We start from the raw sequence: 14,267 nt of genomic DNA, 5'->3' as shown, positions 1-14,267 counted from the left end.
TAAAATGAGAGAATCTTAGGTTATTCGGGACTCTCATTCAATATGCAAAGCAGTGAATTATCATTATAAATCAATATCTTGAACAGACAAGGAATAAAATTAGATCAGTTTAATTGTTTAAAGCTAATACCTGTTAAACGAAAGACAATAAACTTTAATGAGGCTTAAAGTTTTAAAATATTAAGCTGTGTGGTTACGCTATGCTGTCTTTCCGTTAGCTAAACCTCTAAAAATATAAATATTAAGAAAGCCACTCAGATTCATTATAATATATTGATTTATAAAGAATTAATTATTCTTTGTTTGAAAAAAACTTTACTATCATAAACTTCTTTTGTTTCAATCCCTCTTATAATAAATTAATTAAAATCATACATTTGTGCATCATAAATGGGATTAACGTGTGGATAAAGACTATTGAAGAAAGGCATAAAAATAATTCTTATTAATGTTCTTAAGTGCTAAAAGTTATCATAACATTGGAAAAATAATATAATGGCGCAGGCTTGCTCTTTTATTAAGTATAAAGATGATGGTGCAACAATAGCTTTACTATTATACCATTTACGGGTATTGTTGTGTAATGGAGAAGAGCGTTGAGAGAGGTTTCTTAAAAAAGATATGTAAATTGGCAACACGATGATGTTTTGTTCTTTTATAGGTACATAAAAAAGAAGTCATTGATAGCCTTTTATTTATTCAGGTGGTGTCTTGGGGGCTCTTTTCCAATATTGTTGCACCTCAAAAATGACGACCACAAATAATGAAAGGATGAGCGGTATAATCAAATAAAACATTCTAAAAACAATAAGTGCTGCAATAACATCGGTTGGATTTATATTGGGCATGCCTGTTATGAAGAGAGCTTCAAGAACTCCTACTCCTCCTGCTGGAGCATTAGAGAGAAGAGTTATCGTAAAAGATGCTAGGAAAACACCAAGAACAGATATAAAATGAATATCTGCGTTATGTGGGAGAACAGCATATATAATTCCTGCTGCTCCTAAAAGCTCTAGAGGGCTAATGAGAAGCTGTTGAATAACAATTTTCAGCCGTGGATAGGAAAGTTGAATTTTTTTACCCAAGCGTAAGGGTTTTAACTGAAGCCAGCTGCCAAACGTATAAAGTGCTATACAGCTGAGTAAAATTGCTCCAGCCGTTGTTCCGAGCCATTCAGGAAGTTCTTTATGAATGAGGGTGATAATTTCGGGTTGCAGCACCAAAACGATTCCCAAAAGTAAGATTGTGCCGATTACAAAAGTAAAAGAGCAAAAACCTACTAATATTGCGATTTCTGTTCCGTTTAATCCTTTCATTTTATAGGCGCGATAGCGTACAACGGCACCAGAAAAAACTGAAGCACCGATATTGTGTGAAAGAGCGTAGGTTGTAAATGAACATATAGCGATAAAAATCCAAGAAATTTTATGGCCTAGATGTTGCAAGGCAATTCGATCATATCCAGCAAGAGCAGCATAAGCTAGGAGAGAACATAAACAGGCTAATAACCAGTGCTGTGCATTTAAATTGCTCAAGCGCTCCAATACATCCCCAAATGAAATGGCAGAGAGCTTCATGTAAAGAATTCGAATAGATACCAGCATTGCTAAGATACCAATCAATGGCCATATAAATTGCTTTATTTTCACGATTCTGTATCCATTTTATGTTTTCTGTAAATTTTCATGATTGAGCATATTCCTTACAGATCTTCGTTCTGTTATATACTCTATAATGCCATTGGCAATTTCTTCATCATCTGTTACTACAACATCAGCACCTAAATCAATGAGATATGTTGTTTCTGTGTCGGATAATGCATGTGTGATTATCTGGATATCTTTCTTCATATCACGGATATTTACGATACATTCTCCTACTTCAATGGTACTTCGCATTGTAATAACAACTTTATGTGCATTATTTATATTTGCTGCGTTCATTATTTCTTGTTGAATGATATTGCCGCAAATAGCCTCAAAGCCATCTGCAATCGCTTTATCAGAGAGGCGTTTTGATTCTTCTACGATCACTATAGGTTCACCTCTATTTATTAAAGATAATGCAACACACTTACCGATACGACCATAGCCAATAATTACGATATGGTTGTTTTTTAAGGTCATCGGTAAAAAATCTTGGTCAGGATCTTGTGGATCAATATCAATAATTGTTTGGGTATTTTGTGAAGATGCAGAATTTTTTTCTAGACGTTTTTTAATTTTATTACAGGCAATGAAAACAAGAGGATTGAGCAAAATAGAAAAAATTGCTCCTCCAAGAATTAAATCATGAGCGTCATTGTTTAAAAGTCCTAAGCTTAAACTTAAACCAGCAAGGATAAAGGAAAATTCTCCGATTTGGGCAAGGCTTGCAGAAATAGTCAAAGCTGTTGCATTAGAATAGCGAAAAGCTTTAACGATGAAAAAGGCAACAGCAGATTTTCCGATTACGATAATGAATAAGGTTGCTAAGAGAGGGAAAAAATGAGTTAAGAGTTTCTCGGGGTCAAATAACATGCCTACAGAAACAAAAAAGAGAACAGAAAAAGCATCACGCAGTGGTAAAGATTCTTCCGCGGCACGGTGGCTTAATTCTGATTCGCTCATGACCATACCAGCAAAAAAAGCACCAAGAGAAAGAGAAACTCCAAATAAATGAGCGGCTCCGAAAGCTACTCCTAATGCAATAGCAAAGACGCTAAGACGAAATAATTCACGTGATCCCGATTGTGCGCTTATTTTTAAAAGCCATGGGATAACGCGTCGCCCAATGACGAGCATAAGTGCAATAAATACAATTACTTTTAGGATGGTGAGACCAAAAATACCCCAAATACTTAAATCCAACCATTGAACAAGAGGATCCAACGCTTCTTTTTTGGTATTGCTGAGGGCACTTGCCAAGGAAGGGATGAGGACAAGTATAAGGACCATTGCTAAATCCTCAATAATCAACCATCCAACGGCAATGCGTCCTTTTTCTGTTTCAATAAGATGACGCTCTTGCAAAGCACGTAGCAGGATAACGGTACTTGCTATGGATAAAGCAAGACCGAAGATCAAACTACCACTAAAGCCCCATCCCATAATCAGACCAAGGCACAAACCTAGAAAAGTAGAAAATGCCATTTGTGCAATAGCAGCGGGAACAGCAATAGCTTTGACAGATAAAAGGTCTTTTAATGAAAAGTGGAGCCCAACACCAAACATCAGCAAAATAATACCAATTTCAGCAAGTTGATTAATGATGACGGAATCTATTTTAAATCCGCCTGTATTGGGTCCCACAATAACACCAGCTAACAAATAGCCTACAAGTGGTGAAATACGTAAACGGCTAGCAATCATTCCCAAGAGAAATGCTAAACATAAGCCTGCAACAATAGTTGTGATAAGTGGTGTGTCGTGGAGCATGGAGTATTTACTATTCTTGATCAAAAAGCGAATGAATGAAAACGACTATATTTCTATGAGAAGAGAGGCGAGATGTACCATACGCATTAAAGGGCATTTTTATTTCACTTTGATATTTGCACGATTATTTCTCTCACGCCACCAATTTCCTAGCAGGAGTAAAATAGGAGCAGCAATAAAGATAGAGGATGATGTTGCAATAATAATCCCAAAGACCATGGGTAATGCAAAATTATGAACAGCACTTCCACCCCATATCGCCATGGGGAGCATCGCAAGAATTGTTGTGGCTGATGTAAAAAAACAACGTACAAGAACCTGATTAATGGACAGATCAATCAGTTCGCGCAACGGCATTTTTTTATAAAGACGCATATTTTCGCGCATCCTATCATAGACGACAACTTTATCATTTATAGAATATCCAACAATTGTTAAGAGTGCGGCGATAGCCGTTAAATTAAAATCAAATTGAAATAAAGCAAAAAAGCCAATCATTTTTGTGGTGTCTAGAATGAGAGTGATAATTGCTCCAATGGCAAAGAACCACTCGAAGCGTAACCATATATAGAGAGACATGGCAATAGCTGCAAGAATAACAGCAGTAAAAGCAGCTGTGGCAAGCTCACCTGAAATTTTGGGACCAACAATTTCTATTTGATCGAATGTGGTATCGGGATAGATATTTTGTACAGCTGTTTTGACCTTATCAATGGCGGTGGTTTGTTGTGCTTCGCCACCGCTTTGTTTCTGCATGCGAATTAATACGGTATTTTCGTTATCAATATTTTGCAAGGTAATTTCACCAATATTAAGAGTAGAAAGCTTGGAACGCAGAGTTGCTAGATCTGCTGGTCCTTTCGTGGTAATACTCATTTGGCTTCCGCCAATGAAATCAATACCAAAATTCAATCCAGGCTTAAAAAAGAGAAAAACTGAAGCCATTGATAAAACAATTGAGACGCCAATACCAATGAAACGTGCTTTCATAAAGTGGAAAGTTGTGTTTTGTGACATGATGTTGAAAGCAGAGTGAATATGCAATTTTTTAATTTTCCATTTACGAACGATCCAAATCATGATGATGCGTACAATGGTGATATTTGTAAACATGGAGATGATAATACCAAGCAGCATTGTTACGGCAAAACCACGAACGGGACCGGTCCCGAACCAAAATAGTAAGACGGTCGCTATAATTGCTGTAACATTTGCATCAACAATGGTTGCAAAAGCGTGTTTAAATCCACGATCTAGGGCTGCAAAAGCACCCACACCTTTTCGACTTTCTTCACGGATACGTTCATTGATAAGGATATTAGCATCAACGGCAATACCGATACCTAAAATAATACCAGCAATACCAGGCAGCGTAAGCGTAGCTCCCAAAAGACTCAGTGCAGCAAATGTTAAAATTGTATGCAGAGCTAGCGCTATATTGGCAATTAATCCCCAAATACGATAGAGAAGAAAAATAAAAATTGCAACAAGAATAAAGCCAATTATGCCGGTGTAAAGTCCCATTTGGATGGCATCAGCACCAAGATTTGGACCTACAGTTCTCTCTTCAATGACCGTGAGTGGTGCGGGGAGGGAACCAGCACGAAGCAGAGCAGCCAGAGTTGAGGCTTCTTTGGGGTCAAAGTTTCCTGTAATTTGACCTTGTCCATTGGGAATGACACTATTGATGGTCGGAGCGGTTAAAACCTTATTATCCAGAACAATGGCAAAAGGACGGTTAATATTTTGTCGTGTTATATCAGCAAATATTTTTGCGCCAACGGAATCTAGCGTAAATGAAATAATGGAACGTCCTGGTATTTGGGGGTCAAAACCTGCACGGGCATCTTTCAGGACATTTCCATCTAAAGCAATTTGATCATAAATTGCATAATGTTGTGTTGCATCAGTGTATCCAGGGAGAATAGAAACACCTATAGGGGGATTATTGGGGTCCACATTAGAAGGAACAAGATGAAAACTCATCTTAGCGGTTGTTCCTAAAAGATCACGCAGTTGTTTTGGATCTTGTAGTCCAGGCAATTGGACCATAATACGATCATTTCCAACCTTTTGGATGGCTGGTTCTGAAACACCAACTTGATCTATACGACGACGGATGATTTCTAAGCTTTGTTCAATAGCATTGCTGACACGGTCTTTTATACCAGCTTCTGTTAATGTGACGCGGAGAGTTTCATTTTGAGCACTGATCGTGATGTTATGTTCTGTTGTGCCAAAGCTACTGTGTATGGGGGTTATTAATGTTTTCAAAGCAGAGAGTGCTTTTTCAGTTTGCGATGGGTCAGAAATAAGGGCAATAACGCTATCTTCAATGATACGCACACTTGAGGTGCGGATTTGTTTTTCACGCAATACATTGCGCACATTGCTTAAAACTATATGTAACTGATCGCGTTTTAACGTTTTGCTATCAACCTCGAGCAGGAGAGAAGAGCCTCCTTGAAGGTCAAGACCAAGTGCTACACGGGTGTCGGGTAAGAATTTCGAGTTTTTAACTTGTTCGTGTGAAAATAAATTGGGTAAGGCAACATAAATGCTGCTTAAAAGAATAAAACAATAAAGGGTAGTTAACCAACCAGGTGTACGCATGATATATTCCGTAAATAGGCAATCTAACAGTTATTCAAAGTTAAAAGCACAAGTAAAATAAGATGATCGTTTTTATATTCAAGGAAGAGAATTAAGTGTGTTCATTGGGAGGAGCGCGTTTATTTGAGAAATATTGTGTTTTAACGTTACGAAATCGTGTGTCAACAGCTGGAATCCTTATTAAAAAGAAATCCAATGTTAGGATTTTTTGAAAGGTCCTCATAAAAATAGATTCTGTATGGAGTGTTACAAGTTTTTTGTTTTCAGTTGTGGTAACATTCACATGATCACACTTATGATGTAAATCAAATCTATTCGTTTTAATGACGTTATTGGTGTGTGATTGTTTGATTAAATAAGCACGCGTTTCTAGGTTGCTCGTCAAGAATACACCTAAACTGGATAGAAAAATCCAGGTTGTCAAAGGAAGAAAATCTTCTTTTTTGCAATAAAGGTGCAAAAAAAACATGCTAGAGTGCCTTCTTTAATCTTATTGAGTTCAGCTTATTTATCATTCTTTTATCTTATTATCAGTATTATAGGATAAGGGAAAGCTTTTATAAGATTATTCTATAAAAGTTGAAAATATCTACTTTATACCATATTTAAAAGAGAGAAATAAAATCCCTTTTGTGCTCATAAGGTAGATATGTATTCATTTTGTAGAAAAAACATCCACATACTTTTCCTTCTTTTGGGGATTATCTTTGTATTTAATTCTGGTGCATGGGGTAATAGGGGGGCACAAAATACAATTGTCGAACAAACGATAGCTTCTTATTCAGTTGATGAAATTATTCAGCAACAACAGTTGATTATTGAGACTCTTGAAGAAAATACTGAAACTTTAAAAAGAGATTTTGACAGAAAGCCAGAAGATGAGCGTGCTTTAGAAGAATTACGGTTACGTGCACAAGATATCAGTGAACGTGCTATTGAGGCAGCATTTGTTTTGCGTCTTCCTCTTAATGAGATTAATACACTTCTTGATCAATTAATGGAGCTCCATCGTGACGTGAAAAAACTGAAAAGCTCAGTGAAGGAATATTCCTACTTGATAGAGCAAAAAGCTAAAATTAACAGTATCATGCTTCGTTTTGAAGCAATTTTCTTAGCGGCAAATAGAATAGCTGAACTTTCTATTTCTCAATCTCGGGAGCTTTTTAAACGCACGCTTACGTATAGGCTTGAGTTTTCGATTCCGATGGTTAAACATCTCGCCCAAAAAACAAAAGAGGCTTCATCAGATTTTCTTGTGTTGTTAAATTCTTGGTGGAATTTTATATTTTACTTCAAGTTTTTACAACTATTTCTTTGCTTTTTAATTCCATTTTTTATTACTTTGGGACTTTCGTATTTTTCTCAAAAAGTTCTTGTTTATGTGTATTGCCACTTTACGAAGTCTAATGAGGAAATATCTTATTTACAACGCTTATTGATCGCCTTTATTTCAGTTCTCTTACCTTCACTTGTATGTATTCTTTGCGTTTATCTTGTGTTGTTTTTGTTTCGTAGTTTTAACTTAGATCAAGGTAAGCTTACAACAGTTTTTGATATGATAGGTTGTCAAATTATTTTATTATTTTTAATCAATCGATTAGCGGTTGTTCTTCTATCATCGAATAGGCCCCATGTGCGTCTTCTCAGTATTGCACCATCATCTGCTTATCAATTAGTGATTTTACTCACGTCTTTAGGGGGTATTTTGGCATTTGACGCTGTTCTTGATAGTATTTATCAAATCATTTCAGCGCCTCTATCTTTAACAATTGCTAAAAGTTTTATTGCTGTTTTTCTTGTAGCGATATTGCTATTTATAATATCAGTTGTACCTTTGCGGTTTAGACGTAGGCGTGTTCAAGAAGAAAAAAAAGAGCCATACTTTTGGCCATTTTATATACGCATTCCTCTTATTGGCTTGGGGTTACTGCTCTTTGTATTGAATTTTTTAGGTTATGTTGGTCTTGCGCGTTTTATTATGCAGCAAATTATGATTGATGGAGCATTTTTAGTTCTTATGTATTTAGGAATACAAAGTGCTCAAGCACTTGGAACTAAAGACCAATTTATGAAAACAACGGTTGGTCATCTTTTGATGAAGAGGTTTCATTTAGAAGAAAAAACGATGAATCAATTGGGAGTTTTTGTGAGCGTTTTTCTCAATTTATTTGTTGTTATATTTTGTGCAATGCCAATTGCTGTACAGTTTGGATTTTCCTATTCTGATTTAAAAGCAGTTTTGTGGCAATCGGTGACCGGTTTTCAGATTGGAAATATTAGTCTTTCTTTGATTTCTCTTGTAACAGGAATTATTTCTTTTTGTGTTTGCTGGTTTCTTATTCGCCGATTTATTGGTTGGTTAGATAATGTAGTGTTGGTTCATGGAGAGTTCGATTCTGGTATACGTAATTCTATCAAAACAGTGATAAGTTATGGAGGCGTTGTTGTGTCTGCTTTGACGGGATTGTCAATGGCAGGTTTGGATCTTAGAAATTTCGCTCTTATTGCTGGAGGACTTTCACTTGGTATAGGTTTTGGTTTACAGAATATTGTCCAAAACTTTGTCTCTGGACTTATTATTTTAGTTGGAAGACCATTTAAAATAGGAGACTACATAGAATCTGGATCAGTAGGTGGTGTTGTTAAGCGTATTAGTGTGCGTGCAACGGAACTTGAGACCATTCAGCGTAAGACGATTATTATTCCCAATTCAAGTCTTATTAATAACAACGTTAGTAATTGGACACGACATAATAAAGTAGGACGAATTGATATACCAGTTACTGTATCATCTAAGGTTGCTCCAGAGCATGTTGCTGAAATTTTGTTAGAGATTGCTTCTGCGACAGAAGGTGTTTTAAAAAATCCTATCCCACAGGTGAGTTTTACAGCATTTGATCGTAAGAGTTTTTCCTTTAATTTAGCTATTTATGTGCCTAATATTACCTCATCTTCTCATGTAACTAATGCTCTTCGATTTAGCCTATATAAGCGTTTTGCTGAGAAAGGAATCTTAGAATGCTGAAATATACTTATATTTTGATTACAGTTATTCTATTAAGTATTTTTACTATAACAGCTTTTGCTGCAACAGTGAAGAATACTGATTTAAAGATACAATATCTTATTGTTGTTGAAGGAAGTATACCTTCAAAAATTTCTTTGAATACTCATCAAACAATTACAATTTGTATGAACGGATGTTTTATAACTTTTCCTAATAAAGACCGTTTTGCAATAAAGGCAGATGATAATATAGAAATCAGTAGGGGAAGAGCAATTTTTAAATAAAATGATTGAGAATTTTTATTTGGGGACAAGATTTAGAAGGATAATGATATTGTGTGTAATTAATAATCTCATCCTTTAGAAAATAGTAGAAAAAAGGTATGATTTTAGTATAAAACGGACACTTTTTTATACTATGTAGAATCTACAGTATGCATTTTGGATGTAAGAATATTGAATTTATAATATTATTAATGAACATCGATTCTCTAAAAATAATTACATCATTTTTAGATTTTTTCATTAAAAAAAGGCATAAAATATACTATTTTGTGATTTTTTTGCGGTATTTTTGATACAAAATGTTTTATAATTTCATCCTTTTAAAAATATAATAGGTATTTTTATTAAATCTTATTATCATTAAGTAATAATTATCATAATATTCTAAAATTTATTTGATAATATTAAATTTTGGTGTAATGATATATTAGTATAGTGATAAATTTAGGAGTACATGCGCTTTTACAGCATAAGATTTTATAAGACTTTGTTTTTCTAAATGTGATTTTTGATTATATTAAATTTAGCAATGGGGTATAATTTTATGAATACAAAACTTATAACAGCATCTGTTTTTTCTTTGATTTCACCTTCTATAGTACAGGCTGCAGATGTGGTGGCTCACGAAGAGCCATTACATGTTGCCTCAGAAGTTGTTGCTTCTTCACCTTTTTCTTGGGTAGGTTTTTATTTCGGGGGGCAAGTTGGTGGCTTTTCAAGTAAGACTTCTGCAATAACGCGTGATGTTGATATTCCTCTCTATCCCGATGAGGAGAGTAAAAGTAAACCATGGGTGCCTGTCGAGAAGCAGTATATGCCTGAGCTTTCTGGATTTATAGGTGGTTTTTATGCGGGTGTTAATTTTGATCTCGGTAATAATTTTATTGTGGGGATTGATACGGATATGCTTTTAACGGAAAAAAAGGATACAAAAACAAGATTTCAGGCTGATGAAACGAGTGAAGGTGGTCCTGACACTGGTGGATCGGGCACTGAAGGATCGGGTACTGATACTGAGGAATTAGGTACAGAAGGAAAAAGTCGAAAAAAGGCAAAACTTGTCAGAAGACAGGGTAGAGACTTTTCTCGCTCTTCTGCAGAGGATAAAGAAGAGAAAGACAGTTTAACGTTTAATCATACGTTAAAACAAAAATGGACAGGTGCTACACGGGTGCGTGTTGGGTTTTCTGCGGGGCATGTGATGCCTTATATTGCTGGTGGTGTTACTTATGGACAGTTTCAAGATATTTTGTCGACAGTAATTACGGGAGGTGAGCCATTTAATAGGACATCGGATGTAACAAAAACGATGATTGGTTATACTCTCGGTGGTGGTGTTGATTTTGCAATGACAGATCATCTTGTTGTGCGTGCGGAATATCGTTACTCAGATTTTGGTAAAAGGAAATTTAAAGACGAGATTGAAGTTAAGTATAAGACGAATGATTTTCGCGCAGGAATAGCTTACAAATTCTAATTTTGTAGGATAAAGGAGCTTAAATTTAAGAGGTCCTATTTCTTCGATAGGGCCTTTATTTTTTAATTTTATGCATTGTAAACACTATTTTATGGTGAAAAAAGCAGGGCTTTGACTTTGAGTGAGAATGAGGAAGTAAGGAAGAGTTACTCAGATTCTTAATTGTTAAGAATAAAAAATTTTTAGTTCACGAGGTGTGGTTGAAACATTTGTTGGCAAAGAAGGATTGCTTCGTCTTTCATATTATTACAGTTATCACTTTATAATACCGTTATAGAGTTGCAAACAGTAAACTTAAAGAGAGTTTTTACTATCTAAGTAATGAGAAAATAAAGAAAATTCACATAGAGTGGTGCGGACGGCGTGCACGTTTGTGCAACAATTTTTTCTTCCCTTAGAACTCTCTAGAATATCACCTGATAGCATAGTTTATCTTTTTTCTATTTAATAACTAATCGTTTTTATTTTATTTATTAAATTGCCTTTTATATATAATCTTGGTACCAGATGAAAGTGCTCCAAGTGTAATTCAAAAGGTGTTTTTAAAAAGGTGGTTCGAAGAACGTGATAGACTGTCTGTCTTATCTGTAAAAAATCTATCTAAAGGAAAATATGCTGACAGAGCTGGTTTATGGCTTATCAAAACTACACCAGATCAAGGATGATGGGTTTTTAGGTTTGACCTCAATAAAAGACGACGAGAAATGGGATTAGGCTCTTGTCGCAATGTATCTTTAAAAGAAGCACTGTTCAAAGCTTTAGCTTGTCGTGATCTTTTAGATCAAAGAATTGACCCGATTCGCCGAAAACAAAAAGAAAATTTACGTCGAGCAGGGGGGTATTTCTTTACGAGAAATTGCCTCTAGTGTTTTTGAAGCGAAAAAAAACGAATTGAAAAATGAAGGAAAAGCAGCAAGCTGGTTAACACCTCTTGAGTTACATGTTTTTCCTAAACTTGGTGATACGCCAATCATTGAACTGACGCAAATTGATATAAAAGGATGCCTTTCTCCCATTTGGAAGACAAAAAACGAAACAGCAAGTAAAGCTCTATCCCGCTTGAATATAGCTATAAAACATGCGGCAGCACTTGGTATAGATGTGGATATGCAATTAAAAGCAAAAGCTTTATTAGAAAAGTTTATTCAAAATACCCAAAATATTCCAGCAATGCCATGGAAAGAAATGCCTAAGTTTTTTCAATCTTAAAATGATGAGCTTGTATCACATCTAGCCTTAAAACTTCTTATTTTGACGATTTTTTGTTTTATACCAATCAGGCATATTCGATCAGAAGAGATTTATGGATCAATATGGATTATCTCAAAAGAAAATATGAAGAGAATTGTTGGAAAGATTTCTGATTTTCATGTGCCGCTTACAGCTGAAGCGCTTGCTGTTATTGAAAAAGCAAAAAATAGAAAAAATGTTTTTTTATTTGCTGAGAGTTTTGAAAAGCCTATATCTGATGTAGCACTTTCTAAATTCATGAAAGACAAAGGTTTTGATTATAGACTTCATGGTTTCAGATCGATTCTGTGGGACTGGATAGCAGAGACAACGTCAGCACCATTTGAAATTGCAGAATCTGTTCTTGCGTATTCAGTTGGGAATTCAGTGACAAAGGCTTACATGCGGACGGATTTTTTAGAATAGCGCCGTGCCCTCTTAGAACAATGGGCGTCTTTTATATCCGGAGAGGCTTGATAATTGTTATATCTATTATCGCGTCAGGTGTCTAAGAAACACTTAAGCGATTAGCGGATAGATTACGATATAATCTCTCTTTCCTCGCTTTAAAGAGCATTTCAGGACGCGTGCAAATATAAAGCGGATAGCTATAGACCTCCGGCTTTACCCATGCATTACGGTCGTTATCAACGATCAACATGGTGTAGAGCGGTTTTCCAACCGTGTTGGCAAAATCCAAGCTTTCTCCAGGAGAAAAGGTTTTTTGAAATACTCCCGGTGCATTGGCAGGCAAGAATTGACATTCATCAGGCTTAATGCCTATGGCGCGCTTTGTTCCAGCCTTCGCACTCACATTATAGTTGTGAATACTCCGGTAATTAATGAAAGTCACACCCGCAAAGTCAAAACTACCAAAGCTTCCAGAGCCAATCGAACTTGGTGTTGCAACACCTCCAGCACTATTCAACGTTTGTGCAAGAGCTGTGTTGAGATAAGTCTCACGAATTGTTTTATGGTTTTTCAATTTGGAGAAAAATTCATTTCCACAAAGCCCAATAATGCGTGAACGATCAGAAAACGCTCCCTTTGAAGCTTCAATCATTTTCATAATGACTTGATCAACATGGTCCGCAACATTGGTTGTCTCAACATTCAGTTTAAAGTCAATCGGCTTTGGTGGAGTAATTTCCCATTCCTTGTACCAATCAACAATGACAGAGCCATCGGCATCAAGGACGACANTCTGATTTCACCGTGTCACTTTTGGCAATCCGTGTTGTTTTGAAAAACCGAAGATTACGCCCATCTCTATCACCTTCTGCTAAGGGGGCGCCACGTTCACTGGTTTGAATCAAGGACAATGTATTGTCCCGTCTTTCAATACCAACCACTGTGGTGCTTGTTTCCACTTCTTCAAAAAGATCAAGAGAACTAATAAGCCCCGGTTGAAATTCATAGTTTTCAATCGCTTTCATCATTGTGGTGGCAGAGAAAGCGTCGTGTTTAAAAAAATTCATATCCATGTGCGCATTCTCCTATCGCAATAAAATATTGTTATGGTCTTCGAGAGACTGAATGGCAGCACTTTTTTGTTCGTCTGTAATGGCATCTGGCCATAGCAATTCAGAAGCTTTTACAGTGCATAAGCGTGCTGTCATCACGGCACGTTGATCTGCCTCTGTTGCATCAACAGTGGCAAAAGAAATTCCAGCAGGGATTTGACTGCCATCTGATGCTGCTGGATTAAGGGGGACATAGTGTTCCGTTGCGGTTATCTTTCCCATGACAGTTCCCGCTTCAATGAATGCTCCTGAAGCAAAAACCACTTCTTCGTTTGACATATCGGGGTCGTAGGGTCCAAGATAAGCGCCATTGCGGATGTCTTCATAAAAAACTTGACTCATTTTATTGCCCTCCAAGCTGTTTCCCATTTTGCATGAATTTTTTTCTTGCTCGTCCCATCTCTATGAGGGGTATAAGGCGAGACTTTTAAAGACGCGCTTTGAGAGCTAGCAGCCGTCAACACACACTGGCGTGCTTTCTCAACACTCATACCGTTTTGAATAGCTTTTGCTGCGTCAAAAGAAACGCCTAAGTGCTTTGCTTGTCTTTGACAAGATATTGATTTATAATGATAATTTAGCATTATTCATATGGAATTAAAGACCAGAATAACGTAGGATTCTCTCATTTCAAATCTGTTTATCTTGAATCAATCAAAACCACTCATTTGCACATAACAAGTGGGATGAGTGTGTGGATCAAATTTGTATAAGAAA

8 protein-coding genes and 2 pseudogenes are annotated in these 14,267 nt (G+C 36.2%); 4 read left to right on the top strand and 6 right to left on the bottom strand.

The features are described from left to right. Positions 1–695: 695 nt before the first annotated feature. The 4 genes from ACFIMX_RS02305 to ACFIMX_RS02290 all read right to left on the bottom strand — a co-directional run bounded on the left by ACFIMX_RS02305 (position 696) and on the right by ACFIMX_RS02290 (position 6,498). Positions 696–1,649: a YbhN family protein gene (locus ACFIMX_RS02305; protein ID WP_375618653.1), complete on the bottom strand. Its 954-nt coding sequence runs from the start codon at positions 1,647–1,649 to the stop codon at positions 696–698. A gap of 15 nt (positions 1,650–1,664) precedes the next feature. Further along, positions 1,665–3,416: a YbaL family putative K(+) efflux transporter gene (gene ybaL, locus ACFIMX_RS02300; protein ID WP_375618654.1), complete on the bottom strand. Its 1,752-nt coding sequence runs from the start codon at positions 3,414–3,416 to the stop codon at positions 1,665–1,667. Positions 3,417–3,515: 99 nt separating this feature from the next. After that, positions 3,516–6,029: a protein translocase subunit SecD gene (gene secD / locus ACFIMX_RS02295; protein WP_375640689.1), complete on the bottom strand. Its 2,514-nt coding sequence runs from the start codon at positions 6,027–6,029 to the stop codon at positions 3,516–3,518. Between the two features lie 91 nt (positions 6,030–6,120). Next, on the bottom strand, positions 6,121–6,498 hold the full coding sequence (locus ACFIMX_RS02290) for a hypothetical protein (protein ID WP_375618656.1): 378 nt from the start codon (positions 6,496–6,498) through the stop codon (positions 6,121–6,123). A gap of 180 nt (positions 6,499–6,678) precedes the next feature. Between ACFIMX_RS02290 and ACFIMX_RS02285 the strand changes: the two genes are divergently transcribed. The 4 genes and pseudogenes from ACFIMX_RS02285 (at position 6,679) to ACFIMX_RS02270 (ending at position 12,453) form a co-directional block, all read left to right on the top strand. Then, positions 6,679–9,054: a mechanosensitive ion channel domain-containing protein gene (locus tag ACFIMX_RS02285; protein ID WP_375640687.1), complete on the top strand. Its 2,376-nt coding sequence runs from the start codon at positions 6,679–6,681 to the stop codon at positions 9,052–9,054. Then, positions 9,048–9,320, top strand: coding sequence for a hypothetical protein (locus ACFIMX_RS02280; protein WP_375640686.1), 273 nt, complete (start codon positions 9,048–9,050; stop codon positions 9,318–9,320). Before ACFIMX_RS02285 ends, ACFIMX_RS02280 begins: the two co-directional genes overlap by 7 nt. 544 nt (positions 9,321–9,864) lie before the next feature. Next, on the top strand, positions 9,865–10,797 hold the full coding sequence (locus ACFIMX_RS02275; protein WP_375640685.1) for an outer membrane protein: 933 nt from the start codon (positions 9,865–9,867) through the stop codon (positions 10,795–10,797). 536 nt (positions 10,798–11,333) lie between these two features. Next, positions 11,334–12,453, top strand: a pseudogene (locus ACFIMX_RS02270) (tyrosine-type recombinase/integrase). 82 nt (positions 12,454–12,535) lie between these two features. On the opposite strand, the pseudogene ACFIMX_RS02265 reads toward ACFIMX_RS02270, so the two are convergent. Continuing rightward, positions 12,536–13,511 (bottom strand): annotated as a pseudogene (locus ACFIMX_RS02265) (major capsid protein). Between the two features lie 12 nt (positions 13,512–13,523). Continuing rightward, positions 13,524–13,892 (bottom strand): head decoration protein, encoded by a 369-nt coding sequence (locus tag ACFIMX_RS02260; RefSeq protein WP_375693958.1) that lies wholly within the window; start codon positions 13,890–13,892, stop codon positions 13,524–13,526. Positions 13,893–14,267 lie beyond the last annotated feature (375 nt).

Source organism: Bartonella sp. AD24XZML, from assembly GCF_042196485.1.
Lineage (GTDB): Bacteria > Pseudomonadota > Alphaproteobacteria > Rhizobiales > Rhizobiaceae > Bartonella.
Note: the sequence above shows the minus strand (reverse complement) of the source record. Positions and strands in the feature narration are given on the sequence as shown.